Annotated in this window: 21 protein-coding genes and 1 pseudogene; 12 read left to right on the forward strand and 10 right to left on the reverse strand. The window is 68.6% G+C overall.

Going from position 1 to position 24958, the window contains the following annotated elements:
* Nucleotides 1–1203, forward strand: a pseudogene (locus IEZ21_RS44570) (hypothetical protein); the annotation flags it as partial.
* An 88-nt stretch (nt 1204–1291) separates the two neighbouring features.
* Here the strand turns inward: IEZ21_RS44570 and IEZ21_RS44575 are convergent.
* From IEZ21_RS44575 to IEZ21_RS44585, 3 genes are all read right to left on the reverse strand, one after another.
* A complete protein-coding gene (locus IEZ21_RS44575; RefSeq protein WP_308429719.1) occupies nt 1292–3430 on the reverse strand; it encodes a serine/threonine-protein kinase in 2139 nt (712 codons plus the stop codon).
* 108 nt (nt 3431–3538) lie between these two features.
* On the reverse strand, nt 3539–4255 hold the full coding sequence (locus IEZ21_RS44580; RefSeq protein WP_189327521.1) for a DUF4232 domain-containing protein: 717 nt from the start codon (nt 4253–4255) through the stop codon (nt 3539–3541).
* Nucleotides 4256–4688: 433 nt separating this feature from the next.
* Nucleotides 4689–5738 (reverse strand): methyltransferase, encoded by a 1050-nt coding sequence (locus tag IEZ21_RS44585; protein ID WP_246568876.1) that lies wholly within the window; start codon nt 5736–5738, stop codon nt 4689–4691.
* A 327-nt stretch (nt 5739–6065) separates the two neighbouring features.
* Here IEZ21_RS44585 and IEZ21_RS48240 point away from each other — a divergent pair, with 327 nt between their 5' ends.
* The gene (locus IEZ21_RS48240; RefSeq protein WP_189327522.1) at nt 6066–7076 is read left to right on the forward strand and encodes a helix-turn-helix domain-containing protein; all 1011 of its coding nucleotides are present in this window, start codon (nt 6066–6068) and stop codon (nt 7074–7076) included.
* Nucleotides 7077–7083: 7 nt separating this feature from the next.
* On the opposite strand, the gene IEZ21_RS44595 is transcribed toward IEZ21_RS48240, so the two are convergent.
* Nucleotides 7084–7686 carry a TetR/AcrR family transcriptional regulator gene (locus IEZ21_RS44595; protein WP_189327523.1) on the reverse strand — a complete coding sequence of 201 codons (603 nt, stop codon included), beginning with the start codon at nt 7684–7686 and terminating at the stop codon, nt 7084–7086.
* Nucleotides 7687–7888: 202 nt separating this feature from the next.
* Between IEZ21_RS44595 and IEZ21_RS44600 the strand changes: the two genes are divergently transcribed.
* Both IEZ21_RS44600 and IEZ21_RS44605 read left to right on the forward strand, forming a co-directional pair.
* Complete coding sequence (locus IEZ21_RS44600; RefSeq protein ID WP_189327524.1) at nt 7889–8650, forward strand: SDR family NAD(P)-dependent oxidoreductase; 762 nt, start codon at nt 7889–7891, stop codon at nt 8648–8650.
* 396 nt (nt 8651–9046) lie between these two features.
* Nucleotides 9047–10090 carry a methyltransferase gene (locus IEZ21_RS44605; RefSeq protein ID WP_189327525.1) on the forward strand — a complete coding sequence of 348 codons (1044 nt, stop codon included), beginning with the start codon at nt 9047–9049 and terminating at the stop codon, nt 10088–10090.
* Nucleotides 10091–10246: 156 nt separating this feature from the next.
* Here the strand turns inward: IEZ21_RS44605 and IEZ21_RS44610 are convergent, their stop codons facing one another.
* Nucleotides 10247–10783, reverse strand: a complete 537-nt coding sequence (locus IEZ21_RS44610) for a DinB family protein (RefSeq protein WP_189327526.1) — start codon at nt 10781–10783, stop codon at nt 10247–10249.
* A gap of 589 nt (nt 10784–11372) precedes the next feature.
* Here IEZ21_RS44610 and IEZ21_RS44615 point away from each other — a divergent pair.
* Nucleotides 11373–11786, forward strand: coding sequence for a cupin domain-containing protein (locus IEZ21_RS44615; protein ID WP_189327527.1), 414 nt, complete (start codon nt 11373–11375; stop codon nt 11784–11786).
* Between the two features lie 126 nt (nt 11787–11912).
* Here the strand turns inward: IEZ21_RS44615 and IEZ21_RS44620 are convergent, their stop codons facing one another.
* On the reverse strand, nt 11913–13025 hold the full coding sequence (locus tag IEZ21_RS44620) for an amidohydrolase family protein (protein ID WP_246568878.1): 1113 nt from the start codon (nt 13023–13025) through the stop codon (nt 11913–11915).
* 36 nt (nt 13026–13061) lie between these two features.
* Nucleotides 13062–14120 carry a LacI family DNA-binding transcriptional regulator gene (locus IEZ21_RS44625; protein WP_246568880.1) on the reverse strand — a complete coding sequence of 353 codons (1059 nt, stop codon included), beginning with the start codon at nt 14118–14120 and terminating at the stop codon, nt 13062–13064.
* A 196-nt stretch (nt 14121–14316) separates the two neighbouring features.
* On the opposite strand from IEZ21_RS44625, the gene IEZ21_RS44630 reads away from it, so the two are divergent.
* The 4 genes from IEZ21_RS44630 to IEZ21_RS44645 are packed head-to-tail and all read left to right on the forward strand — an operon-like array spanning nt 14317 to nt 17783.
* Nucleotides 14317–15348 (forward strand): ABC transporter substrate-binding protein, encoded by a 1032-nt coding sequence (locus tag IEZ21_RS44630; protein WP_213089430.1) that lies wholly within the window; start codon nt 14317–14319, stop codon nt 15346–15348.
* Nucleotides 15345–16178 carry an ABC transporter permease gene (locus IEZ21_RS44635; RefSeq protein WP_189327530.1) on the forward strand — a complete coding sequence of 278 codons (834 nt, stop codon included), beginning with the start codon at nt 15345–15347 and terminating at the stop codon, nt 16176–16178. Before IEZ21_RS44630 ends, IEZ21_RS44635 begins: the two co-directional genes overlap by 4 nt.
* Entirely contained in the window at nt 16171–16986 is an 816-nt protein-coding gene (locus IEZ21_RS44640) for an ABC transporter ATP-binding protein (protein WP_189327531.1), read from the forward strand. The genes IEZ21_RS44635 and IEZ21_RS44640 overlap by 8 nt, the downstream gene beginning before the upstream one ends.
* Nucleotides 16983–17783: an ABC transporter permease gene (locus tag IEZ21_RS44645; protein ID WP_189327532.1), complete on the forward strand. Its 801-nt coding sequence runs from the start codon at nt 16983–16985 to the stop codon at nt 17781–17783. The genes IEZ21_RS44640 and IEZ21_RS44645 overlap by 4 nt, the downstream gene beginning before the upstream one ends.
* 52 nt (nt 17784–17835) lie before the next feature.
* On the opposite strand, the gene IEZ21_RS44650 is transcribed toward IEZ21_RS44645, so the two are convergent.
* Complete coding sequence (locus IEZ21_RS44650) at nt 17836–18108, reverse strand: hypothetical protein (protein WP_189327533.1); 273 nt, start codon at nt 18106–18108, stop codon at nt 17836–17838.
* Between the two features lie 70 nt (nt 18109–18178).
* Entirely contained in the window at nt 18179–18877 is a 699-nt protein-coding gene (locus IEZ21_RS44655; RefSeq protein WP_189327534.1) for a winged helix-turn-helix transcriptional regulator, read from the reverse strand.
* A 231-nt stretch (nt 18878–19108) separates the two neighbouring features.
* Between IEZ21_RS44655 and IEZ21_RS44660 the strand changes: the two genes are divergently transcribed.
* The 3 genes from IEZ21_RS44660 to IEZ21_RS44670 all read left to right on the forward strand — a co-directional run bounded on the left by IEZ21_RS44660 (nt 19109) and on the right by IEZ21_RS44670 (nt 22775).
* Nucleotides 19109–20008 (forward strand): class I SAM-dependent methyltransferase, encoded by a 900-nt coding sequence (locus IEZ21_RS44660; protein ID WP_189327535.1) that lies wholly within the window; start codon nt 19109–19111, stop codon nt 20006–20008.
* Nucleotides 20009–20123: 115 nt separating this feature from the next.
* A complete protein-coding gene (locus IEZ21_RS44665) occupies nt 20124–20939 on the forward strand; it encodes an N-formylglutamate amidohydrolase (RefSeq protein ID WP_189327536.1) in 816 nt (271 codons plus the stop codon).
* A 183-nt stretch (nt 20940–21122) separates the two neighbouring features.
* On the forward strand, nt 21123–22775 hold the full coding sequence (locus IEZ21_RS44670) for an N-6 DNA methylase (RefSeq protein WP_189327537.1): 1653 nt from the start codon (nt 21123–21125) through the stop codon (nt 22773–22775).
* A gap of 9 nt (nt 22776–22784) precedes the next feature.
* On the opposite strand, the gene IEZ21_RS44675 is transcribed toward IEZ21_RS44670, so the two are convergent.
* The gene (locus tag IEZ21_RS44675) at nt 22785–24941 is read right to left on the reverse strand and encodes a UvrD-helicase domain-containing protein (RefSeq protein ID WP_189327538.1); all 2157 of its coding nucleotides are present in this window, start codon (nt 24939–24941) and stop codon (nt 22785–22787) included.
* Between the last annotated feature and the right edge of the window lie 17 nt (nt 24942–24958).

Below are 24958 nucleotides of genomic sequence, written 5' to 3' on the forward strand. Positions count from 1 at the left end.
GTACTGGCAGCCGATCTCCGCTGGCGAGATTCCGACGGATTCGCCGCCCTGCGCCGACGGATGTACCACTATCTGCTCGCCCGGGTCCGGGAGGTACCCGCCGCACAGGTGCTCCAGGCGATGAACTCACTCGTGTACCTGGACCGGTCCCTCGGTCATCTTGCCGACACCCTCGTGTGGGACTCCGAGGACGCGGTGCGGGAAATGCCCTGTACGCGTGACGACGAGAGCCGCGTGGTGGAACTGGTCCACCTGACGGAGGGCGCGGAGTCCGCCGCGATCGCCCGCTTCTGGCTGGACCGGCAGCCCGAAGCGTTCCGCGTCTACCGCTCGAACCGGACCGATGAGATCACTGCCTTTTCGGCGTTGCTGCGGCTCAGCGGGCCGGAGGGGGAGGACGTCGATCCGGTGGTGGCCGCCGCCTGGGCCCACGCACACGCCGGCAGCCCACTGCGAGCAGGCGAGCACATGGCTGTTGCACGGTTCATAGTGGACGCACAGGCGTACCAGCGGCCCTCGGCATCTCTGAACCTGGTCACGTGGCGCGTGACGGCGGAGATCATCCGGGCCGACCGTCTGGCGTGGTTGTTCGTCGTGATGCGGGACGACGGGTTCTGGAACGCTCACCTCGAGCCCGGTGACATGCTGCCGACGGATACCAGGCCCATGGTCGGCGACCACAACTACTGCCTGTTCGCCCAGGACTGGCGTACCCGGTCCGCAATGGCGTGGGTGGCGGAGAAGCACGAAGCTCTGCAGGAGGGCGTGGCTGCCGTCCCGCCTGCGGTCACAGCTCCGCAGAAGCGGTCGGAACACGTGGTGCTGTCCCGGCCGGAGTTCGACACCGCCGTACGGGATGCCCTGCGTGCACTGTGGTGGCCGGGTGAACTCGCGGCCAACCCCCTCAACCGCAGCCGCCTGGTCGCAGAGCACGACCAGAACCTCCACGATGTCCTGCTCCACGCCATCGACACCCTGCCGCTGGAGCGCGGCGGAGAGACACGTCATCAGGTCCTCACGACCACGTACAGCAAGACCGCCCCCACTCAGGAAGCGGCAGCCCGACGCCTCGGAATGTCCTTCAGCACCTACCGTCGCCACCTGACGGCCGCGGTGCAGCACATCAAGGACGTCCTGTGGAGTCACGAACTGAGCGGAACACCGATCCTTCCGGTGGGCCGGGACCTGCCGGCGGAGCAGTGAGGCGGGCAGCCCGGCTGAGCGATGTCCGTCGACGCACCGTGGATGTGGCCTCGGCCTGCGAGCCCTCTGCCGCTGCACGCCATGGCCGTCAGTCGGTGGCCTGTGCCGTGGGGCCGTCCGGACCTACGGAGGAGAGCGTGTTGCCGGCCATCGCCACGATCTCGTCCCTGACGAGGGCCACGCTCGGCGCCCAGTCCTGGGACGCGTCCCCGAGGATGTCGACGGCGGAGGTGCGCCAGAGTTCCTTGCCGGTACTCAGGTCCAGGGCCACCACGCGGCCGATGCGGTTGGCGAAGTAGATCCGCCCGTACGTCGCCGACAAGACCGGCTGCGACAGGCCCTCCATGCCGGTCGACCGCTGCCACAACTGCTTGCCGTCGTCGGCGGACACCGCGGTGACGCTTCCGTTGGTCTGGGCGAAGACCACGACATCGTCGCCGAGCAGGGTCGGCGCGCCGCGCAGGGTGCGAGACAGCGGCACGGGACGGACGGCGCCGGTACGCGGGTCGACCCGGAGCAGCGTGGTGTACCGGCGCTCGCTCTCGATCTCCCCGTCCTGGTTCGCCGCCGCCGCGGGCTGCGCGTAGACCGGTGTGCCTCCGGACTGGCCGATGCTCTTCGACCCGATCGGCAGGGCCGCGAGTTTGCGTGCCGTGCCGTTGGCCGGGTCGAGGCGCAGCAGGGTGGTGGGCTGGCCGGCGAGCGCGCACTCGGCGTACGGCACGCCGGCCAGGGACAGCGGTTCGCAGAACGCGGCCTTCGGCGACTGCCACAGCTCCTTCCCCGACGTGTCGTACGCGATGAATCCCTGGATGTCGCCCGTGGAGATCAGCAGCCCACCGCTGAACACGATCGAGTCGCCGTTCGGGCTGTCCCGCACCCACCTCCGCTTCCCGGTGGCGGTGTCCAGAGCCGCGGCCCGGAATTCACCCTGGGTCTGCTCGGCGACGTACACGACCCCGTTCCGTACGCCGTACGGCATCGCGTTCTGCACGGAGTCGCCGGACCGCCAGATGACGCGGCCGGTGGCGGCATCGACCTTGGCGACGGTGAAGCCCTCACCGCCGCAGTAGAGGACAGTGCCCTCGGGGACGCATCCCGGCGGGCCCAAATCCATCGCGGTGTCGGGCACGGAGCCGAAGCGGAGCGTCGTCTGCCAGGGCTGCCAGCCGGCGGGCAGCGAAGCGGTGCGTGCGGCGGTTCGTTCGTCGCCGCCGAAGGCGTTGACCGCCGCGAGGCTCAACCCGGTGACGGCGACCGCTGTACCGACGGCCGTGAGCAGACGTGTGAGCCGTCGGCCACGACGTTCCCTGCTCAGACCTCGGCCTGTGACGGGTTCGGTGGAGGCTCCGGGGATCGCCCTCTTGCCTGTGCCAACCGCGTTGCCGGGGTCGTCGGGGTGGCCGTGTTCGCCGGGACCGGTGGTGTGGTCGGAGTTGCCGGAGGCGGCTGTCTGCGGCAACGCGCGGAACCAGTCGTGCAGTTCCATCAGTCCGGGGCGTGCCGCCGGGTCCTTGTCCAGACAGCGTTCAGCGATGGCGCGCAGTGGTTGCGGAACCTCGTCCAGTGTCGGCGGCTCGTACATCACCTGATAGCCGGCCATGTACGGCGTGTCCGCGTCGAACGGTCCGTTCCCGGTGGCCGCGTAGGCAAGCAACGAGCCCAGCGAGAACACGTCCGACGCCGGGGTGACGTCGCGCGGCGAGCGCAGCTGCTCCGGTGACATGAACGGCGGCGTGCCGATCACGTTGCCCGTGACGGTCAACTGCTGGTTGTCGGCGGCGCGTGAGATGCCGAAGTCGATGACGCGTGGGCCGTCTTCGGCCATCAGCACGTTCCCCGGCTTCAGATCGCGGTGCACCACCCCGGCCCGGTGGATCTCGCGCAGCGCCTCGGTGAGTCCCAGTGCCAGGATCCGCAGCTCCGGTCCGGTCAGCGGGCCGCTGCGGTCCACGCAGGCCGCCAGACTCGGGCCCGGTACGTACAGCGTGGCCATCCATGGCTGCTCGGCATCCGGGTCGGCGTCCACGACGGGTGCCGTGAACGCCCCGCTGACCCGGCGGACCGCCGCGATCTCCTGCCGGAAACGGACGCGGAACTCCTCGTCCTCGCAGAGTTGTGGGTGCACCAGCTTCACCGCGACCCTGCGTCCGGCGGCCGAGCGGCCCAGGAACACGGTGCCCATGCCTCCGGCACCGATCCTGTCGAGCAGGACATAGCCCCCCACAGATTCAGGATCACCATCTCGCAATGGCATGGACGGTCACACCTTCTTCTTACGTGGATCGACGGCTCAGCTCAGGCCAAGGCCCCTGCGTGGGAGGCCGGTTGCAGGTCACCAGGCGAGCGCGTCGTTCGCGTTGTCCTGCCAGTAGGTGACCAGGGCGTTGTCCAGCTCGACGTACAGGGAACCGCCGGGAACGGGTAGGTCCGCCCCGGACTCGGTGGGTCCCTCGTCGGGGCCGAACAGGGACAAACCGATCGAGGAGGTCGTGACCTTGGTCTGACTGTTGCGGTCGACGGACGCGGTGATCAGGCCCGCGTACGCGGTGGCGCCGCGGTCGAGGGTGACGACGGCCTGCGGTTTGCTTTGCCCGATCCTGGCTGTGACGGACTGTTGGACATCGCTCAACCGGAGGGCCGGGTAGCTGTAGATGGAGCAGGCCTTCGAGCCGGTGTTGGTAGCCGTGATGAGGACGTGGTTGATGGGGCTCTTCACCTCTTTGACGGCGAACTTCAACGAACCGGTGGTGCAGTCCAGGGGCTTGGCGCTGCCGGAGCCCGTGCCGGCGGACGAGGTCTTGGTGGCACCCGCTCCGGTGCCACCAACGTTTCCGGAGCCTTGGGAGCCCGCGCCCTTCGTGGCTTGCCCCGTGGCGGTGGCAGACGTCGAAGCCGAAGCCGAGGCCGATACCGAGGCGGCCGTGGCGGTGGGCGTGACGGTCGTGTCGGTGGGCTCCGTGGCTGCCGTTCCGACGGACTCCGACTCGGCGTCGCCTTCTCCACAGGCGGTGAGCGCCAGGGCCAGGACGGTGGAACTGGCCAAGGCCACGGCAAGTCGATGTGTGCGCAAGCTGGTTACCTCTTCTTGACGGGACGGTCTCGCCGCATGGGCATGGCCCCATCACCGGTGCGCGCACACGCTCGCTTCGGCGATGGACACCCCCGGCTGACTGCGAACTCTCAATGGGGGGGCGGCCGCGCTGCGCCACTGACGCAACGCAGCCGGTAGATGGAACGGGGAGTGCAGAACGCCCACGCAGCTTGCCGCCGGGGAGATGCTCCATGACGAGCTGACGTTCGGCCTCAGGTACATACACAACAGATGGTCCCGGGACCCGCTGCTCATGAACAAGTTCAATCGTTGCTCAAAAAGCTGTCATGTTTGACCATCCACCTGGCGCACGGGGCGTGCACGGAACGGTCCGCCCCGATGCGCCGACGACAGCCCGGGTGATCCACTGGGAGCCCACGCCGCGCAACCGTCAGACGGCGACGAGCTCCATACCGAAGTAACCGCCACCCACGGGGTACGTCCGCGAGCGGCGCCATCCCGAGGCCGCGAAGAGGGCGTCGAATTCGTCCAGATCGCGTTCCATGCCGTTTGTCATGGTGAGCATGGCCATGTCCGCCCGGGTGGCGAAATCGGGCTTACCGATCTCGCCGATGACCATCTCGACGACCAGTACCCGTCCCCCCTCGTTCACGGCTGAGCGGCAATTCCGAAGGATCACCGCGCACTGGGTGTCGTCCCAGTCGTGCAGGATCGTCTTCAGGAGGTAGAGGTCCGCCGGAGGAACCTCCGCGAAGAAGTCGCCCGCCACCGCGGAGAAGCGGTCGGACAGACCACGCTTCCCGGCCTCGCCGCGTGCGCCCTCGACGGCGTGAGGCAGGTCGAGCACCTGTCCGCTCAACTGGGAGTCGGCCTCCATCAGCGCCAGGACGAAGTCACCGTTCGAACCGCCGACGTCGACAACGGTGGACACCCCGGCGGTGGAGACGGCGCCCACGGCACCCTGCGTCACCAGGCCGGACAGGTCTCCCATCGCCTGGGCGAAGAGCGCGGCTTCGTCAGCGTTCTCCGGTTGCGCGAAGTACTCGAAGATGTCCGTTCCCAGCGCCTTCTTGGTCTGAGTGGCTCCCTGCCGCACCGCCTCGGGGAAGTGGGCCCAGGACTGCCAGTGCGAGTGTCCCGTCTGGGTCAGTACCAGCGAGCGCAGGGAGCCGGGCACTCCTGAACGCAACAGCTGGCCTCGCCCGGTGAGAGCGAAACGATGACGCCCCTCGTGGCTCAGCAGGCCCAACGACGAGGCCGCGCGCATCAGCCGGTACGTGGCCTGCGGATGACTGCCCTCGCGCTCGGCCAACTCTTCGGCCGTCATGGCTCCGTCGGCGAGGTGATCGGCTATGCGCAGGGTGGCCAAGGCCCGCAGGGTCTGGGCGACGACGACGCCGCTCAGCAAGTCGAAGACAGCGGCGGCATCCGCTGCGGGATCGCTCGGCGCGACTTCAGCGCCACGCGTCATGTCAGTCATGACAGCTAGAAACCTCTCAGCATTCAGAATGGGGCGGAGCCTGTGGAAGGCAGGGGCGGGAGGTCCGGACGTCCGGCGACGCGGCGGCTCCTCGAGCGGCACGACGCTGAACCTGAGCTGCCGTGCTTCCGCTTCAGAAGAGGCGCAACCCGGCCTCCGTGCTCTGCGGTACAGGCCCACCGCTCACCCTAGAGAGATCGTTACGGCGCATGCTTGTACCGCAGCGTCACTCCGACAGAACGTCAGCGTCATGGACGGTGCGTCATGGTGAAAGATGAAGCGGGCCGCGTAAGTCCTGCGAGCCGTTGTCGAGTTGGGGCGTTGGCCATGAGCAACACGGGAAGCACCGCACGGAGGGCCGACGGGCCGGGCAGGAACTTCTTTGTGGACGTCACAGCCTCGAGCACCGCGCGGGACGGCTTCGACGTCTTCCGACGCGAGTGGGAGGGACAGGTCGGAGAGACGCTCCCTCTGCCACCCCTCGAACCGCTCGGCTCCGGTGACTTCCGGGTCACCGTCCGCGCCTCCAAGATGCACGACGCGGTGATCGCGGACCTCTACGGTGAGTCGTTGGCCGGCGGCACCCGGGGCGCCGGTCACCACCTCGACGACCGGGTCCTCGTGCATGTGATGCGGCGCGGCGAGTGGCGCTTCGTCCGACCGCGCGACCGCGGCGAGGTCGCCGTCCCGGCCGGGCAGTTCATCGCGCGGCACAACGGTCCGCCTGTGCGGTTCGAGATAGAGCCGCGCACGACAGCGAAGGTGCTGATCCTGCCCGCCGCACAGCTCAGGCCGCTGATCGGCGACCGGCCGGTCGTCGGACCGGCCGACTCGACCGAGGTGCGTCTGCTCATGGGCTACGCCAAGTTGGTCGACGAGACGCTGAACGACCTCACGCGCGCTGGTGTATACGCCGCGCGCAACTCTCTGCTCGAACTGGTCAAGGGAGTGCTGACGCAGGGGTTCGACGACCACGAGCCTCGGCTGGCCCCCGCGCTGGCCCAAGCGGCGAAGGATCTCGTGGACAGCCGCCTCACCGATCCTGATCTCTCCCCCTCGGCCCTGGCCCGCGAACTCAACGTCTCCGTACGGACGTTGCACCGGGCGTTCGCCACGGCCGAGGAGTCGGTGAGCGCGTACATCCGGCGCAGGCGGCTGGAACATGCCCGCCTTGAGCTCGCGTCACCGTTCGGCCGACCGAGCATCTCGGAACTCGCCGCCCGCTGGCGATTCGCCGACAGCAGTCACTTCATCCGTGCCTTCAAGAAGCAGTACGGCCAAACGCCCAGCCAGTTCGTCCGGTCGAGGAGCATGGTGCCCGGACCACCCACCATGTGACACGGCGTCACTCACAGCCGGCGGCCGGCAGGGCCTGACGCCGACCGGCGCTGAGCCCGTCCAGGGTGAGGTCGAGGAGGCGCTCCGCCTGCTCCCGCTGATCGGGCTTGCCGGACGCGAGGGCGATGCCCGTCAGGGCCGCGAACATGTCCGCCGCGGTGATGTCCGAGCGGACGGTCCCGGCGCCGGCACCGGCCGACAGCAGGGAGTCGAGGGCGGACAGCATCATCTCGTGGCTCTGCGCGTACGGGTTGACGCCGGACGCGACCAGGGCCCTCAGAGCCTCGGCCATGCCCAGTTTGGCGGTCGCGTAGTCGATGAAACGGCCCATCCAGGCGCGCAGGGCATCGCGCGGCTCCATCGTGGCGAGCAGTTCGGGCGCGGAGTCGCAGAGCTTGGCCAGCTCGTTGCGGTAGGCGGCCTCGATCAGGATCTCCCGGGTCGGGAAGTTCCGGTAGAGGGTGGCCGAGCCGACCCCGGCTTCTTTCGCGATGCGCTCCAGGTGCGCGTCGAGCCCCTCCTCGGCGAACACCCGCACCGCGGCCGAGAGGATCTTGTCCCGGTTCCGCTGGGCGTCGGCGCGCAACGGGCCCCCTGTCTGTCTGGCCATGATGCGGCCTTCCGTCGAACCGATTTGCTAAGTGGGGGCGCCTCCACTTAGAGTCGAAGAAGTGGGGGCGCCCCCATTTCACTCTAGGGCACCTGTCGGCCCCATCCGATCTTCCAGCGGAACGGCCTTGTCCCGCCGTGTCCCGCGCTGCCCGCGGGCTACCGCGTCACCTGCGGAACCGCGCACACCACAGGAGAACAGCATGAGTCTGTCACTCGAAGGAAAAGTCGCCGTCGTCACCGGTGGCGCGTCCGGCGTCGGCCTGGGCATCGCCCAGGAGTTCGTGGATCACGGCGCCCACGTCGTCATCACGGATCTTCGGCGGGACCGCGTGGACGACGCCGTCGCGACGGTGGGTCCCCACTGCACGGGGATCGTCGCCGACGTCACCCGTGGCGCGGACATGGAGGCGGTCTACGCAGAGGTCGTGGCACGCCACGGACGTCTCGACGCAGTGGTCGCCAACGCCGGCATCGGTGACCACGGAGCCCTCGGCACCATCACCGAAGAGCAGTTCGACCGGACGTTCGGCGTCAACGCGAAGGGCGTCCTGTTCACCGTGCAGCCCGCGCTACCGCTGATGCACCCGGGCGGAACCGTCGTGGTCATCGGATCCACGGCGTCCATCCAGCCTCCGCAGGGGATGAGCCTGTACGGCGGCTCGAAAGCTGCCGTACGCAATTTCGTCCGGGCCTGGATCCAGGACGTCAAGGGATCGGGCATCCGCATCAACGTCCTGAGCCCGGGAGCCGTCGACACGGACTCGCTGCGCAGCGCGGCCGAGATGGCGCGGGGCGCCGACGGCGTGGACGCGCTCATCGCCTCGCTGGGCGAGGGCAACCCCACCGGACGGATCGCGGACCCGCGCGAGATGGGAAAGGCCGCCGTCTTCCTGTCCAGCGACGACTCCAGCTTCATCACCGGCATCGAACTGTTCGTGGACGGCGGCCTGGCACAGGTCTGATCCGACGGTCAGGGACTGCGTGCCGAACCGGCGCAGGTGGCGCTCGCCCGGACGCCCGCCAACCCCGCGGTGACTTCGCCCGAACGCGGCCAGCGCTCCCGAGCCGATCTTCCCGAAGACGTTCATGCAGCGGCCCTTGACCAAAGGTCTGATCTTCGGAGGCGCCGCGGTCGCCACCCGCAGCTGAACCGTTCCGCCTCCTGGTGCCCGAACCGCACCGAAATCGTGCGGCAGGTAGCGCGATACGGGCGGTGGGCACATGTGAGCACTGGTTGAGCAGGTGTCGCGCTTACGACGTGCCCCGTGCGCTGGAAAGGTTGTTGGTGCCCCACGCAGCACCTGTCACGGGCACAGTGCTCATGCCTGTGCCCCGGTAATTCCTGGAGATGAGACGCGTTGAGCACCACCGAAACGAGCGACGTCATCGGAGCCGTACCTCCGGCCTCCTCCGAGGCGACGCTGATGACCCAGATGTTGGCAGGCTTCCAGGTCTCCCAGGCGCTGTATGTCGTGGCCAAGTTGAACATTGCCACCAAGCTCGCGAAGGGGCCTCGGCCCCTCGGGTCGCTGGCGGAGGAGACCGGCGCCGACGAGGATGCTCTACGGCGCCTCCTGCGCACACTCGCACCGCTCGGCCTGTTCCGCCATGGTGGGCACGACACGGTCGAGGTGACATCCTTCGGTGAGCTCCTGTCCGCCTCGCACCCGGCGTCGCTGCGGGACGCGGCCCTGTACTGGATGGAAACGCACTATCAGCCGTTCAACGAACTGCTGGGCACCGTCACGACAGGGAAACCCGCCGCCGAGATCCTGTACGGGAAGCCCTTCTTCGAGTGGCTGGCCGAGGACTCGGAGCGCGCCGCCTTGCTGACCGGCGCCATGGCGAACGTGACGAGCGGCTTGCGGGCAGGGATGTTCGACGGGTACGCCCTGCCCAAGGGGCAGACCGTGGCGGACATCGGCGGAGCCGACGGCACGGTCATGGCCGAACTGCTCGGCCGCGACACGGACCGTCAGGGCGTCGTCTTCGACCTGCCGCATGTCGTGTCCGACGCACATGAGGTGCTGCGAGCACGGGGCCTTGCGGACCGTATCGAGGTCGTCGGGGGCGACTTCTTCGATGGGGTGCCGACCGCGGACGTCTATGTACTGTCGTACATCCTGCATGACTGGGACGACGCGTCCTGCGGCAAGATCCTCGGGTCGATCGCGCGGGCCGCGAGTCCGGGAGCCCGCCTGGTGGTGATCGAAGCGGTTCTGCCGGAGGGGGACGCGCCTCATCTCGCCAAGATGATCGACCTGACGATGCTGGCCATGCTGACGGGTCGTGAACGCACTGCTGAGGAGTACGAAGCACTGCTCAGCGACGCGGGTTTCGCGTTCGACCGTATCCTGCCGACGCCTTCACCTTTCTCGGTGATCGAGGCAACGCTGCGTTAAAGGGCACTCGCAGGCCGGTGCGGGTGGTTGTCGCACATCCAGGCACTTCGCGAGGCACATCGAGGACATCGTCGGTCTCCGGCTACGGCTGGGTACAGGCTGCGCCAACTTTCGTCGTGATGCCGGCCCCCGGCCGCATGGTGGCAAGAGGGCGGGTCACTCGCCGATGGCACCGTCGATGGCTTCGCGGAGGAGGTCCGCGTGGCCGACGTGGCGGGCGTACTCCTCGATCACGTGCTGAAGGACGAACCGCACCTCGGTGTCACCGAATTCCGGGTTCGGCACGAGGCGTGCAGGGTCGTCGGTCACCCGTGCGAAGACCTGCCGCGACTCCTCACACGCCTTCAGATAGTCCTCGTAGACATCCCCGGCCGGCGTAGGGTCCGACTCGTCGTACCACTCGTCACCGGCACCGGTGACGTAGGTCCGATAGGGGAAGAACTGAGGGGTTGTGGCCGCGAGCGTCCGCTGGAACCAGGCACGCTCGACCCCCTGCAGATGGCGCATGAGCCCCAGCAGGGTCAACGCTGATGACTGCACGGGCCGTTGCCGCAGCTGTGCCTCCGAGAGGCCCTCACACTTCCACAGGAAGGTCGCACGGTGGTAGTCGAGGTTCGAAGCGATCACCTCCAGCCACGGGCCCGACACCACGCGCTCGGGCCGAACGATCTTCTGGACCACGATGTCGCCCACGCGAGGGTCTCCCTACTCGTCAACAGGCTTGGCTGAGTGCACGCGCACGATTCCGGAACTGGGTGGCGCCCTACTGCCACCCCGCGTCAAGCGCGTCCCTCAAGAAGACTCCCCTTCGCATCGAAACTCATCGCCTGGTGTGAGCCACCGGAATGACCATGAGCGGGACCCCGCGAAGCGTCGCCCCGTTGAGGCAGGGCCCGGTCGCACCTCGGCCGTAGCCGTCACGGAAGCGCGGCCACAACCAACTTGCGCCCTCAGCCACATCTGGTCGTGTCGGCGCCCGCAGCGCGTGCACAGTGCGGCCGCCGGGCCCGGCGCCAGGATGCTCAGTAATCGGTCACATGGCTCCCAGGTTCTGCCCGGTTGTGCTCAAGCCTTGGGAGTACAGGAATGGACACGAGTGAGCACCTATTGAGCACCTTGTGGCGTGCTGTCGGGGGGTCACTCTTGCCAGACTTCGACTGCGGTGGGCGGCACCTCATGGTGTGCCCGCTGTTTCAACGTCGCATGAGTCAAAGGATCACGTGTGTCCCTACACATTCCCCCCGTGCATGTTCCGCCGGACGGTGGTGAGCCTGTTTACCTCGTGGGTGACACGTACACCACGCTGCTGAAGGCGACGCACACCAATGGTGAACTCTCCCTCGTGGAGGCGATCATGCCCGCGGACGCCGGACCGCCTCCGCACACGCATCACGGCGAGTCGGAGACGTTCATCGTCATGGACGGACAACTCGTCATCACCGCCGGGGACGAAAAGTACGAGGTCGAGGCGGGCGGTGTGGTCTACGTACCCAAGGGTGTACGGCACTCCTTCAGGAACCTGAGCCGGACCAAGCCCGCGCGCATCTACTTCCTGTACACCCCGGGCGGCATGGACGCGATGTTCACAGAAATAGGTACTCCGGGCGTGCGCGGACAGGTGGGCCCGTCACTCAACGAGGTCGACGTGAAGGCGATGGCCGCCGTCGCCGACAAGTACGGATTCACCTTCGACTGACGCCGCACAGCGGTACAGCCCATTGCGCAGGCCAGGCATTGGGGGCAGAACCGCTCGGTTCCGCCCCCAAGTCTGTCCCTCGTCCGTCCCGCCGGAACGGGCTGCCGTGGGCAAAGGACGCTTACCTCACGGAACCCACGAGCCCATATCCCGTAGGCGGCTATTGGCGGCCGGTGCAGGAAGCCTGGATCCGGTCAGTCTGCGTACGTTGCCGGAAAGGACGGCGGCGCGCTCCGCGTCGGTGAGGTCCATGGCCGCCAGGTCGGCGATCCCCGAGCGGATGTACCCGGGGCCCTTCTCGGGGTCGTACGGCGAGTCGGAGCCGAAGAGCACACGGTCCGGGCCGAAGAACTCCAGGGCGCAGCGCAGGGCGTGCGGGGCGCCGAAGAGTGCGGTGTCGGCGTAGAACATCTTGAAGTAGTCCAGCGGGCGCTTGGAGAGCGGATAGCCGGTGACGTCCTCGCGCTGGTGGTCGGGGGTGCGGGAGCCGAGTTGGTCCCAGCCGGGGCCGACGCGGCCGGAGAAGTGCGGGATCATGCTGCCGCCGTGGTGGATGAGGAGTTTCAGGTCGGGATGGCGTTCGAGTACGCCGCCGAAGACGATGCGGGCCATGAAGGCGGACAGGTCGTACTCCCAGCCGAAAGTCCACCAGATCTCGTACCGGGAGCGTTCCTCGGTGGGGTAGTCGGGCCAGGAGGAGTTGCGGCAGGGGTGGACCTGGACGAGGAGGTCGAGTTCCGCGGCGCGTTCCCAGAAGGGTTCGAAGCGCTGCTCGTCCAGGGGGTGACCGTTGACGTGCGTGTATATCTGGACGCCGATCGCGCCCAACTCGCCGACGGCGCGGTCGAGTTCCGTGACGGCGGCGTCGACGTCGTTGAGCGCTACCGCCGCGCAGAAGCCGACGAAGCGGTCTGGGTGCTTGGCGACGAGCGCGGCCAGGCCGTCGTTGCCGATGCGCGCGTACTCGGCGGACAGCGCCGGGCTGCCGAAGTCCTCGACGGGCGGGGCCGCCAGGTTGATGATCTGGCGGTAGCCGGCGAACTCGTCCATCTGCCGGAAACGCACGTCCAGGTCGACCAGCGCGGGAATGTTCATGATGCGCTTACGCAGGTTGGCCACGGCCGGGACGCCGTCGAGCGCGAACAGGCGCTCGGCGTAGTCGCGGGGAAGCACATGGCAGAAGGCGTCGATCTTCTCGAGTGTCTCGGGCATCTCAAGTGTCTCGGGCGTCTCGGGCACGCTGTTCCTCTCCAAGTGTTGATGGCGGCCGGGCGTTCATGGGGCGGGCGTCGACGACTCGCGTGGGATGAGGGTGGGCGCGTAGACAGCGGAGGCCGTCGGCTTGCCCTCGATGGACCGCAGCAGGATGTCGACCGCGCCGCGTCCGATCTCGCGCAGCGGCACGCGGACGCTGGTAAGGGGAATCGGTAGGCGAGCGGCGAGCGGGGTGTCGTTGTACCCGACGAGCGAGAGCTCGCCGGGGATGCTGATCCCGAGCCGTCTGGCGGCTGCCAGCACACCGACCGCGGTGTTGTCGTTGACGGTCATGACGGCCGTCGGGCGCTCGCCGGCGGGCATGGCGGACAGCAGCTCGGTCGCGACCCGCTCACCGCTCTCCATGGAGAACTCCGAGGGCCGGACGAGGCGTTCGTCCACCGTGATCCCCGCCTCCCGCAGGGCTGTGCGGTAACCCTCCATCCTGCCAACGGGGTTGGAGGCGTAGGGCGGGCCGGCGATCAACGCGATCCGCCGGTGCCCCAGGTCGATCAGGTGACGAGCGGCCAGATATCCGCCCAGCTTGTCGTCGCCGACGGAGGCCGGGCCGCGGCCGTCGGTCCGCAGCGCGAGGGCGTACGGGATGTCCCGCGCGGCCAGTTCGCGCACGAGGTCGCTCTCCGAATCCAGCCGGGCCGTGGCGAGCACCAGCCCGTCCACCATCCGGTCAAGGAGCAGCCTTCCCTGGACTGCTTCGGCAGCCGGTTCGTCGTGGGTGATCGCGACGAGGGCATGCAGCCCGTGGTCCCGGCAGGCTTCGGCGATCTCCTCGTACAGGATCGCCATCACCCCGTCCGAGAGCCTTGAGACGACCACGCCGATCGTGCGCGTGCTCTGTCGGCGCAGGCTGGCCGCCGCGGGATTGGGCGAGTACCCGATACGCTGCGCGACCTCCTTGATCCGGGCGGCCGTGGCGCTTCGCGAGAAGGGGTGCCGCTCGTCCATCGCGCGTGAAACCGTCGAGGCGTTCACGCCCGCCTCGCGCGCCACATCGGCCATGGTCGGGCGGCGTTGGCCGCCTCGTGCACGGCCGGATCCCTTGCCCCCTGATGTGGTCACCGGTTGCTACCTCTCTCGTCGGCGGCGGGCGAACTTTCCTGGCGCTACTGGGTTGACGGGCTCGTTCTGGCCCGCACATGATTGTGCATACGTAAGCGCAATCGATTGCATACCCAGTATCGCACGCCGTCCCGGCGAAGACACAAGGCCTCGGCGGCTTTTCGCAGAGAGGAGCGACCCCTTGTCGAGTCGCTCGGTGAGAACGCTTGCTTCCCAGCACCGCCTGAAGCGCCGGAGAGCGCTGGGCGCCATCGTTTCCGTCACCCTGTTACTGGCCGGATGTTCCGGTGGCGGCAGCGACAACTCCTTCACAGTGGCGCTGATCGAGCCGGACATCGCCGCGGTTCCCCTGCTCGCGGCCGTCGACACGGTCCGTGAGCAGGGATTCGACGTCAAGGTGGAGGAGGCCGCCGAGCCGGAACTCGCCATCGAGGGCCTCGTCCGCGGCGACTACCAGTTCTCGGCGGAGGCGACGAGCCCGGCGCTGATCGCGATGTCCAAGGGTGCGCCGATCCGGATCGTCGCCGATGCCATCGGCAACCAATGGGCGGTCTACGGCGCCCAGAACCGTGACAGCTGCGACCAGTTGGACGGCCGTCCCTTCGGCATCTTCAGCGAGGGCTCCGTCGCGACGGCGATGGTCCGGCAGTGGGTCAGCGAGGACTGCCGAGCCGGTTCCGAACCGGAATACCTGACCATCGGCGGCTCCGACGCCCGCGCGCAGGCCCTGCTGTCCGGCCAGATCGACGCGACCGCCCTCGAAGTGACCGACGCCATCACCCTGGAACGGGCCGACGGAGGCAAGGGACTGCACCGGCTGGCGGACTTCAAAGAGGTCTTTCCCGGACTGCACCCACAGACCGTGTACGCGAACGAGGACTATCTCGGCGAACACCGCAAGCCCAGCCAGGCATTCATCGACGCGCTCGTCGCGGAGCACCGGAAGATCAACGCGGACCCCGGCTATCTCGTGTTCCTGCTGAACAAGTACCTGCCGGACGCCTACGACGACGCGACAGCGAAGGTCACCAGCCGGCGGTACGTGGAGGCCGGGCTGTTCGATGCCGCGGGGCTGACTCCGCGGAGCGTCCAGCGGACGGTCGACTTCTTCGTGGACGCGGGAATCGTCAAGCGCATGCCGGTCGAGGACGTGGCGGATCTCAGCTTCGTCGACCGCGCGGCGGCCGAGCAGGAACCGGCCGCGCAGGAACGGGGAGAAGGCTCATGACCGCTTCCGGTGTCTCCGCCACGACACGCCGCCCCACAACCAGCCTGCTGCAGAAAGCAGTTCACGGCACCCTCCTCTACCAACTGCTCACCTTCGCCGTGTTCGCGACCGCCTGGGAGGTGTACGGGCGGTACTGGGGCGGCATCCTGCTGCCGCCCTTCTCCGACACGGCGGTGGCGACCGTCGAACTGCTCGGCGAGGCCGAGTTGTGGAAGGCACTCTGGCTGAGCAACCAGGCGCTGGTCCTCGGCTTCCTCGCGTCCGTCGTGCTGGGCGTACCGGCCGGGCTGCTGCTGGGGCGCTTCCGGACCATCGAGCGCTACACCGACATCTACCTCAGCATTCTGCTGGTGACGCCGATGGCCGCCGTCATTCCACTGCTCGTGATGTCGGTGGGTTTCGGGTTGCTGTCACGGGTGATCCTGGTGACTCTCTTCTCGGTCGTCATGGTGATCGTCAACGCCCGTGCCGGCATACGGCAGATCGACGCCTCGCTCATCGAGATGAGCCGCACCTACGGGGCGTCGGAGGCTCAGATCTGGCGGCGCATTCTCATTCCCGGAGCCCTGCCCGCCATCATGACCGGGGTCCGGCTCGCGCTCGGCCGCGCCGTCACCGGCATGGTCATCGTGGAACTGCTCATGGTGTCGGTCGGATTCGGCGGTCTCATCCTCGAGTACCGCAGCCTTTTCGAGGCGCCCAAGTTGTACGCGACCATCGTCGTCATTCTCCTCGAGGCACTCGCGCTGATCGCCGCCGCGCGCTGGGTCGAGCGCAAAGCCACTCCGTGGGCGGCCCCCAGGAATTCCGCAAGGAGTACACGTGATTGAGATCCGAGGCGTCACCAAGAAGTTCACCGGGAGGGAGGGCGGCGACGTCCATGCCCTCAAGGACGTCAACCTCACGGTCGGGGACAACGAGTTCCTCACCGTCCTGGGTCCGAGCGGATGTGGCAAGACCACCCTGCTGCGCGCGATCGCCGGACTCATCGGCTGGGAGGAGGGCGACATCGTCGTCGACGGAGAGTCCGTACGCCGCCCAGGTCCCGACCGGGCCATGGTCTTCCAGAACTTCGCGCTGCTGCCCTGGGCCACGGTGCTGGACAACGTCGCCTTCGGTCTCGAACTCCGGGGGGAGAGCCGCGCGGTCCGCCATGCGAAGGCCCGCGAGCTGATCGAGCTGGTCGGACTCGGCGGGTTCGAGTCGCGGCTGCCCGGCGAACTGTCCGGCGGCATGCAGCAGCGCGTCGGTCTGGCCAGAGCGCTGGCCGTGGAGCCGAACGTCCTGCTGATGGACGAGCCGTTCGGTGCTCTCGACGAGCAGACTCGACGCATCCTCCAGGAGGAGTTGTTGTCCATCTGGGAACGCCGGCGGCTGACGGTCGTCTTCATCACCCACAGCATGGAGGAGGCCGTACTCCTCGGGGACCGGGTGGTCCTCATGAGCCCGCGCCCCGGCCGGATCGCCGAGATCGTCCCCGTAGACATCCCACGGCCCCGCTCTGCCGACGTCGGGGGCCTGGAGCAGTCGCCCGAGTTCACCGCGATCACCTCGCGGCTCTGGGAGAGCCTGCGCACCATGCACCCCGACCACCGCACGTCTGCCCGGGCCGCGGCAACCCAGGAGGTGGCCGGATGACCGCCACGACCCCCGCGGCCCGCAGCATCGTACGAAGGACTCCGCGCGTCGCGGTGCCTCCGCCGCTGGTGGGGTTGCTGGCCGGGGCGGTCCTCTGGGAGGTGGTCGCGTGGTCCGCCGACGCCGCCTTCCTCCCGCCTGCCAGCGCCGTCGTCGCCCGGCTGTGGGAGATGACGGTGGACGGGCTGATCCTCAGCAGCCTGGCTTCCAGCCTCGCCAACCTCGTCCTCGGGTTCGCGATCTCCCTCGTCCTGGGGCTGACACTCGGCGTGCTGATGGGCCGATACCGCCCGGTGGACGCCGCGCTCGGCGTCTACATGTACGCACTGCTGACGGCTCCGTCCCTGGTGTTCGCCCCGGTCTTCTTCTCGCTGTTCGGCCCGGGCAGGGCTTCCATCGTGGCCGTCGTGGTCATGTACTCGCTCTTCATCATCGTGATCAGCACCGCCTCCGCCGTACGAGCGGTCCCCGAGCACCTCACCGAGATGGCCCACCTGTACGGGGCGAGCGAGCGGCAACTCCTGCTCAAGGTCGTCGTCCCCGCCGCCCTGCCGCTGGCCATGGCCGGCATCCGGCTCGGCATCGGCCGCGCGGTCACCGGAATGATCAACGGCGAGATGTTCATCGCCGTCGTCGGCCTCGGCCGGGTCCTCACTCAGGCAGGCGGCCGCTTCGACAGCGAGAGCGTCCTGGCCGTACTGCTCGCCGTCGTCCTGGTGGCCCTCGGCGCGGTCGGACTCGTTCAATGGGCCGACCGCCGCGTCAACGGCTGGCTCCCGCGGACAGCGCGGGAGTGACAGCGCCGCGGACGAAGCAGCAAGCGCCGGAGACCCGGCCCGGATATCCGGGTCAGGAGCGGTCGGCCTGGTGCCTGTGCATGCGCTCGGCCAGCGGGAGGGGCGTCTCGTCCAGACCGGTGGCCGACCCGCTCGCCATCCGTGCGCAGACCCCGCGGCAGGCGACCAGTTGCTTGCCGTCGCGGTGGGATACCACCCTCACGTCCGCGTCTGGCGCGCTCCGGTAGTCGGTGCCGCAGATGAGGCAGGCCAACCCGGAGAGCATCTCGGCGGTCGGTTCGGGACGACCGCGGCGGTGGCCGGAGATCGAGTCCTGTGAGTACATGCGTTCCGCATCCTCTTGATCGGTCCAGGTGGCGCGTGGGGTGCCGGAATGCCTCGGAAGTACCTCGGGTCTACTTTAAGTCCGCCGTGACGGCGACAGGCCGGGGCACCGCGGCGAACGCCGACAGCGTGAACCACTCCGGCACGGCGCGGCGCAGCGCCTCAGGGCCGTCCACCTTGACCGCGCCGACACGCAGAGCCTCGGACCAGCTGAGGTCACCACGCCAGACTTCGATCATGCGGCGCAGGCCGGCGGTCACCGTTACCGTCACCGCGTAGCCGGGGTCCACGTCGCAGACGTCGGTGTCCTCGGGAGTGATCACCAGCCACCAGTCCCGAGTGCCCGTGGGGACGTCCGGGAAACTGAAGCGGACCACCGTCCGCCCGTCGGGGACGGCATCCCGGACGACGTTTCGATGCAGGTCCCACAACAGCAGTTTCGGATCGAGATCCTCGTCGCCGATCTGTCCGATCCAGCGGGTGCCCCAGATGCCGAGTGCCTCGATCACCGGCCGCAGTTCGCGTCCGGCCGCGGTCAGCACGTACTGCACCTCTCTGCCGTCGGTCCGCTTCTCCACGACGCCGGCGCGCACCAGCTGGTGCAGCCGCTTGGACAGCAGCGTGGGAGACATCCGCGGCACACCGCGGCGCAGGTCATTGAAGCGTCGGCTGCCGAGGACGAGTTCACGGACGATGAGCAGCGTCCAGCGCTCGTCGAGCAGCTCCATCGCCTTGGCGACAGGGCAGAACTGGCGATACGAGGACCCCATGCCGGGCAGAGTATGCCCCCGCCGCCGGACAAACCAGCCCAGTCGCAGCCGGACGGTGTCGAATGCCGACGCCCCGGTACAGATCTGGGACTAGCGGACGGCATACCCCGTTCCTAGTCTCCGTGCCGTGGCGGACAACGAGTGCGGACAACGAGTAACGAGTGCGGACAACGAATTCGGGGTCCCCGCAGCCGTCGTAGTGCACGGAGAGTGTCCAGAAGGAGTGCTGTCATGAGCGAACTGACCGACGCGGTCGAGGTCGACCGTGCTCTGAAAGCCAGGCACCGGGCGATGTGGGCGCAGGGTGACTACCCTGCCGTGGCCGCCGAGATCATCCCCGAGCTGGGTGAGGTCCTGGTCGAGGCGTGCGGGCTGCGCGGTGGTGGCGAGCGAAGCGAGACGGGGGCTCCCCGGGGCGAAGGCCGGGGAAGGAGGCTGCTGGATGTGGCGGCCGGCTCGGGCAACGCCGCGATTCCCGCGGCGCTGGCCGGGGCGAGTGTGGTGGCCTGTGACCTGACCCCGGAGCTGTTCGAGGCCGGGCGGCGACTTGCCGCGCAGCGCGGCGCCGAAGTGGAGTGGCGACAGGCTGACGCCGAGGCGTTGCCGTTCGGGGACGGCGAGTTCGACACGGTGCTGTCCTGCGTCGGGGTCATGTTCGCCCCGCATCACCAGGCCGCCGCCGACGAACTCGTACGCGTCTGCCGCCCGGGCGGCACGATCGGCCTGCTCAGCTGGACGCCCGAGGGCTTCCTCGGCCAGATGCTCGCCACGATGAAGCCCTACGCACCACCGCCCCCGCCGGGTGCGCAGCCCCCGCCCCTGTGGGGAGACGAGGACCACGTCCGCGCCCTGTTCGGAGACCGGGTCACGGACATCGAGGCGCGTAAACAGACGGTGCTGGTCGACCGCTTCAAGAGCCCTGAGGAGTTCCGCGACTACTTCAAGGAGCGCTACGGCCCGACGATCGCCACCTACCGAGCCATCGCCGATGACCCCGCCCGCACTGCCGCGCTGGACCGCGACCTCGCCGAACTCGCCCGACGACACGACCAAGGGGCGGGCAGCACGGCCATGGAGTGGGAGTACCTGCTGTTCACCGCCCGCAGGTCAGGTGATGAGGTGCATGCTTGACCCTGCGAACGGGCGGGTGGCGGCGTCCGCGTTTCCCGGATGAGCACCGCCCGCCCTTCACGCCCCTGGCCCAGCCGGGGGTGAGCAGCTCACACAGCAAGGAACGAACCCCCGGATGAACGACGTGTCGGCCTCCTACCAGCTCATGCCGGGTGCGCCGGACTCCCCGGTGATCCTGCACGTGCCGCACTCCTCGCGGGCGATACTCGCGGACGTACGGGCCGGGATCGTGCTCGAAGACGCCGCGCTGGAGCGGGAGTTGGACCACATCACTGACGCGCACACCGCTCGGATCGCGGCGGAGGCCGCCTCTCGTGCCGCCACCGAGCCCTGGCGGTTCGTCAACCAGTTGTCGCGGCTGGTCGTCGACCCCGAACGGTTCCCGGACGAGCGGGAGGAGATGCTGGCCGTCGGCATGGGCGCGGTCTACACGCGGACCACGCACCGGGAGGAGCTCCGCTCCGGCGGCTACGACGGACAGCCGCTCATCGAGCGGTACTTCCACCCGTACGCCGCCGCCATGACGGACGCCGTGAGCCAGCGGCTGGACGCCGTCGGACGGGCCGTGATCATCGACGTCCACTCCTACCCGACCGAGCGCTTGCCCTACGAGCTCCACGGTGGCGGACCCCGGCCGCCCATCTGCCTGGGCCGGGACGCCTTCCACACCCCGGCCGAGCTGCTGGCCCACGCCGAGAAGGCGTTCGCGGGCTTCGGCGGCACGGGAGTCAACAGTCCCTTCGAGGGGACGTATGTCCCGCTGAAGTACTACGGGAACGACCCACGGGTCAGCGCCCTGATGATCGAGATCCGGCGGGACGTCTACATGTCCGAACCGGGCGGCGCGGCCGGAGCCGGTCTCGGCGCGCTCGCGGGCGCGCTCTGCGAACTGGTCGACATGGCTGGTACGGCTGGCACAGCACAGACCTGACGTATGCCTGCCTCCACCAGGAACCAGAAACGGGTTCGGTTCCCCGACCACGACAGGGTGAACACTTCGGTCGTCGCCCTCTCTGCGCAGTCGCTGTACACAGCTAGGAAATGAATTTATTGTTAGCGCCGTCAACGAGTGAATGTGTTGATGGTGTGACCGACCCTGTGTACGGTAGCCCGTATGACGGACACACCCGCCCCACCGGCCGGCCCGCTGGTCACCGGCGCCGAGATCGCCCGGCTGGCGGGCGTCACCCGTGCCGCCGTCTCGAACTGGCGGCGGCGCTACGACGACTTCCCGGCGCCGGCCAGCGGCGGTGTCAACAGTCCGCTGTTCGATCTGGCTGAGGTGCAGGCCTGGCTGGACAGGCAGCGCAAGGGGCAGGACGTCTCGGCGGAGGTGCAGCTGTGGCAGGCGCTGCGCGGAGTCTACGGTGACGACATGGTCGGCGGGCTCGTGGATGTCGCACGCCTCCTCGCCGAGGGGGAAGCTCCCGCGGAGCTTCCGGCTGACGTCGTCCGGCTCGTGCGGGATCTGGCCGAGAGCAGCGGCGCGGCCGAGGTGGTGGACTCCCTCGCGGAGCGCTTCACCGACTCCGTACGCCGGGCCGGATCGGACCAGGTCACCTCACCGCGCATCGTTCGTGCCGTCCGCCAGTTCGCCGGCGAGGTGGCGTCCGACGCGACCGTCTTCGACCCGGCTTGCGGCATCGGCACCCTCCTGCTCGCCGTCGGTCCCGATCAAGGCTCCAGGCGCTGCGGGCAGGAGTCCGACGCCCGCAGTGCGCTGTTCGCGCAACTGCGGGCCGACCTCACCGGGCACACCGGTGTCCGTATCCTCACGGGAGACTCCCTGCGCGACGACCGGTGGCCGGACCTCAAGGCCGACCTGGTCGTCTGTGATCCGCCGGTCGGTGAACCCGAGTGGGGGCGCGAGGATCTGCTGCTCGACTCGCGCTGGGAGTTCGGCATCCCGTCTCGCGCCGAAGGCGAACTCGCCTGGCTGCAACACGCCTATGCGCACACCACACCCGGCGGCCGCGTCCTCATGGTCCTGCCCGCCTCGGTCGCCTACCGCAAGGCGGGCCGCCGCATCCGCGCCGAGCTCGTACGACGGGGCATCCTCACCCAGGTCACCGCCCTTCCGTCCGGCACGGCCGCATCGCATGCGCTCCCGGTCCACCTCTGGCACCTGCGCCGCCCCCTGGCCTTGGGAGATGCCGTCACCAGTGTCCGCATGGTCGATCTGACGGCCGGCGATCCGGACGGCTCTCTGGAACCGGCCCCCGACCAGATGGCCGAGGTCCCCCTGATCGATCTGCTCGACGACGCAGTGGACCTCACGCCCGGCCGCCACGTCGAGCAGTCCCACCGGGACTACGCGGTTGAATACCAGGTCCTGCAAAGGGAGTTGACCGAACAGCTGCGTCTGTTGGCGGAGCTGCTGCCGGTGTTGGCAGCGGGTGACGGCCCCAGTTCCGTGGAGGGACCTACTGTCAGCGTTGCCGACCTCGTGCGCGCCGGGCTCGTCGAGTACGGCGGTCCGGAACCGGTCTCGGTCAGCGATCAGCTCGACACCGACTACCTCCAGGGCTTTCTGCGCAATGCGGCCAACACCCGGCGTTCCACCAGCACCAGCGGCACCTTCCGCCTCGATGGCAAGGGCGCCCGCATCCCACAGATGGACATCACCGAGCAACGCCGGTACGGGGCGGCCTTCCGTGCGCTCCAGGAGTTCGAGGAGCGGGCACGGAAAGTGGTGGAGCTGAGCCGGGATGCGGCGGCACTGGCAAGGGACGGGCTCGGCAACGGGGCGCTTACTCCCGAGAGTTGACGAGGGCCGTCACCTTGGTTGTCCGGTACGCGAATTCCGCTGCGGAACGAACGAACTGGCCGCCCCGCTCCACGTAACCGCCAACGCCTCCCGCGCCCGCGTGCACGCCACGAACAGCAGACACCGCTCCCGCAGCAGATCCGAATCGTGCTGCAACGCGTCCACGGAGGCGGACGTCACCTCACGGGCGAACGGCACCGCGCTCGCCGTAACCCCCAGGACGGTGACGCAGCGGAACTCCAGCCCCTTCATGGCGTGCATGGTGGCGAGCCGCACCCCGTCCACCCCGGGCCCTGGGTTGTCCCTGACCCGGACCACCGGGATCTTGGCCGCGGCCAGCTTGTCGTACGCCTTGTCGAGCAGCACGTTGAAGCGGGCGCATACGCCTATCTCCGACGGCCGGATGCCCTGGGCGATCCAGCCCTCGACGCGTTCGACGAGCGCCGCGACCTCCGCCTGCTCGGAGCCGTACCCGTCCACGTGGGGCTTCCGGCCGTGCAGCAGGGAGCGGTAACCGGCCAGGCTGTCGCTGCCCTCGCCACCCAGGTCGTCGACCGACACCGGGCTGAGGATGTCGGTCGACCAGATCAGGATCTCCTCCGTGGAGCGGTAGTTGATGCGCAGACGGTGGGTGCGTCCGGCCACCGAGATGCCCAGGGAGCCGAGGGAGACCTTCGAGTCGTAGATGCGCTGGTGTGGATCGCCCGTGATGAACAGGTCGTCGCTCCCGGACGCCACCGCGCCGCGCAGGACGCGCCACTGGGCGGGGTGCAGGTCCTGTGCCTCGTCGACCACGACGTGGTCGTGCGTGGGCGCCGACCCGGCCAGGAGGTCGGCCGCACGCGCGCACATCTTCAGATGCGTGGTGGCCTTCTTGGCGTGCAGCATCGACTCGAACAGCTCGACGGCGGGCCAGAGTTGGTCACGCCGCGCCGACGGCAGCGCGCTGCCGCGACCGCGACGCAAGGCGGTGCGGTAGGCGGCCGGGGTGCGCAGGTCCTGGGCGAGGATGACATGCCGGTACTCCTGAGCCAGGAACTGCTCCGTCCACGGCAGCCCCAGCTGCTTCACGACACGCTGCCAAAGCTGCCGTTCGTCTCGGTCGTTGACCGGGGAGGGGGACTTGCCGTCGAGGCGGGTCACGACGCTGTGCGCGTAGGCGTTGACCGTGGTCACGTCGACGCGGCCGAGCAGCGCTTCGTCGCCGTCCAGGAGGAGGGCCAGGTTCTCGCGCAGTGAGGCGGCCAGGGCGTTCGTGTACGTGGTCAGCAGAACCCGGGTGTCGGGCGAGCGCGTGAGGAGATGCTTGACGCGGTGCAGGGCAGCGACCGTCTTGCCCGTGCCGGGGCCGCCGGTGATCTGGACCGGGCCGCCGTACGACACCCGGTAGGCGACCCGGCGCTGCGAAGGGTGCAGGAACACCCGCCAGGCCGTGAACGGCTTCTCCAGGACGTCCGCCAGCTCGTCGGGGCCGGTGACCAGGGTGATGCGGTTCGTGGTGTTGGCGATGGCGACGGCGAGGCTCTCGTCCGGGTCGGGGCCCGCGTCGACCGGACGGCGTACGGCGACCACGTCCCGGTACACCTCGTCGGGGCTGAACCCCTCGGCGAGGTACTGGAGCGCCTCGCACTGGTCCTCCGGCAGCAGTGTCTCGAACGCCTGGAGCTGCGCCTTGTCGATGATGGTCCGCACGGCACGCAACACCTGGTCGTCGATGCCGAGTTCGCGCAGCACGGTGTCCGAGTACTTCGCGAAGAGCAGGGAGTCGGCGGCTGCAGCCGCCTTCTCCAGGGCCGGGGTCAGCTGCTCGATGGCGGCCACATTACGGACTTCGAGCGCGCGCGTCGCGGAGTTCGTCGTGTACAGCCGCTTGGCCGCCCAGGTGTACGCGTCGTCGTGCCGTACGACATTGACGAGGAGGAACACATCACTGCCGTCGTCCGGCGCGAGGACGACTCCGCGCCAGAAGTCGTTGATGCGGATGGTCCTCATGCGCGCGTCATGCGCGTTCTTCACGGACTCCAGGTGGAGCCCCTTGTCCGCCTGCAGTTCGGGCACGGTGAGCAGTTGGAACTTCTCCATTGCCTTGCGAACGCCGGCCTTGACGGGCTTCTCCAGGACGTCATAGCTCTCCCAGAAGCTGTTGGCGAACGCGAGCTGCGGCACGAGGTGAACTCCCCACC

Origin of the sequence: Streptomyces flaveus, from assembly GCF_014647675.1 — a bacterium.
GTDB classification, from domain to species: Bacteria; Actinomycetota; Actinomycetes; order Streptomycetales; family Streptomycetaceae; genus Streptomyces; species Streptomyces flaveus.

Excerpts from the sequence above, each read along its gene's own strand:
- IEZ21_RS44585 (WP_246568876.1), bottom strand. The coding sequence starts at position 5,738 with ATGACTGACATGACGCGTGGCGCTGAAGTCGCGCCGAGCGATCCCGCA.
- IEZ21_RS48240 (WP_189327522.1), top strand. The coding sequence starts at position 6,066 with ATGAGCAACACGGGAAGCACCGCACGGAGGGCCGACGGGCCGGGCAGG.
- IEZ21_RS44595 (WP_189327523.1), bottom strand. The coding sequence starts at position 7,686 with ATGGCCAGACAGACAGGGGGCCCGTTGCGCGCCGACGCCCAGCGGAAC.
- IEZ21_RS44600 (WP_189327524.1), top strand. The coding sequence starts at position 7,889 with ATGAGTCTGTCACTCGAAGGAAAAGTCGCCGTCGTCACCGGTGGCGCG.
- IEZ21_RS44635 (WP_189327530.1), top strand. The coding sequence starts at position 15,345 with ATGACCGCTTCCGGTGTCTCCGCCACGACACGCCGCCCCACAACCAGC.
- IEZ21_RS44645 (WP_189327532.1), top strand. The coding sequence starts at position 16,983 with ATGACCGCCACGACCCCCGCGGCCCGCAGCATCGTACGAAGGACTCCG.
- IEZ21_RS44650 (WP_189327533.1), bottom strand. The coding sequence starts at position 18,108 with ATGTACTCACAGGACTCGATCTCCGGCCACCGCCGCGGTCGTCCCGAA.
- IEZ21_RS44655 (WP_189327534.1), bottom strand. The coding sequence starts at position 18,877 with ATGGGGTCCTCGTATCGCCAGTTCTGCCCTGTCGCCAAGGCGATGGAG.
- IEZ21_RS44660 (WP_189327535.1), top strand. The coding sequence starts at position 19,109 with ATGAGCGAACTGACCGACGCGGTCGAGGTCGACCGTGCTCTGAAAGCC.
- IEZ21_RS44665 (WP_189327536.1), top strand. The coding sequence starts at position 20,124 with ATGAACGACGTGTCGGCCTCCTACCAGCTCATGCCGGGTGCGCCGGAC.
- IEZ21_RS44670 (WP_189327537.1), top strand. The coding sequence starts at position 21,123 with ATGACGGACACACCCGCCCCACCGGCCGGCCCGCTGGTCACCGGCGCC.